Origin of the sequence: Streptomyces niphimycinicus (genome assembly GCF_018883605.1) — a bacterium.
GTDB lineage: Bacteria > Actinomycetota > Actinomycetes > Streptomycetales > Streptomycetaceae > Streptomyces > Streptomyces niphimycinicus.
Genome location: NZ_JAHLEM010000719.1, coordinates 1 through 995 on the forward strand (window position 1 = coordinate 1; position 995 = coordinate 995).

The 995-nt window shown below is 65.3% G+C and carries 1 protein-coding gene; it reads left to right on the top strand.

Going from position 1 to position 995, the window contains the following annotated elements:
• The coding region (ispG, locus tag KN815_RS41055) for a flavodoxin-dependent (E)-4-hydroxy-3-methylbut-2-enyl-diphosphate synthase (protein WP_216346882.1) at nucleotides 1–995 on the top strand (995 nt) is incomplete at both ends.

Consider the following 995-nt stretch of genomic DNA (forward strand, 5'->3'; position numbering starts at 1 on the left):
GGCGACGCTCCGGTCTCGGTTCAGTCGATGACGACGACGGTGACGGCGGATATCGGGGCGACGCTCCAGCAGATCGCGGAGCTGACGGCGTCGGGCTGTCAGATCGTGCGGGTGGCGTGTCCGTCGCAGGATGACGCGGACGCGTTGCCGGTGATCGCGAAGAAGTCGCAGATCCCGGTGATCGCGGACATTCATTTCCAGCCGAAGTATGTGTTCGCGGCGATCGATGCCGGGTGTGCGGCGGTGCGGGTGAATCCGGGGAACATCCGGCAGTTCGACGACAAGGTCAAGGAGATCGCGCGGGCGGCCTCGGATGCGGGTGTGCCGATCCGTATCGGGGTGAACGCGGGGTCGCTGGACAAGCGGCTGCTGGAGAAGTACGGGAAGGCCACGCCGGAGGCGTTGGTGGAGTCGGCGTTGTGGGAGTGCTCGCTGTTCGAGGAGCATGGTTTCCGGGATATCAAGATCTCGGTGAAGCACAACGATCCGGTGGTGATGGTCAATGCCTACCGTCAGCTCGCGGCCCAGTGCGATTACCCGCTGCATCTGGGGGTGACGGAGGCGGGTCCGGCGTTCCAGGGGACGATCAAGTCGGCGGTGGCGTTCGGTGCGCTGCTGAGTGAGGGGATCGGGGACACGATCCGGGTGTCGCTGTCGGCGCCTCCGGCGGAGGAGGTCAAGGTCGGGATCCAGATTCTGGAGTCGTTGAATCTGCGGCAGCGGCGGCTGGAGATCGTCTCGTGTCCGTCGTGTGGGCGGGCGCAGGTGGATGTGTACAAGCTGGCGGACGAGGTGACGGCCGGTCTGGAGGGCATGGAGGTTCCGCTGCGGGTCGCGGTCATGGGGTGTGTGGTGAACGGCCCCGGTGAGGCGCGTGAGGCGGATCTGGGTGTCGCTTCGGGTAACGGCAAGGGGCAGATCTTCGTCAAGGGTGAGGTCATCAAGACGGTGCCGGAGTCGAAGATCGTGGAGACCCTGATCGACGAGGCCATGAA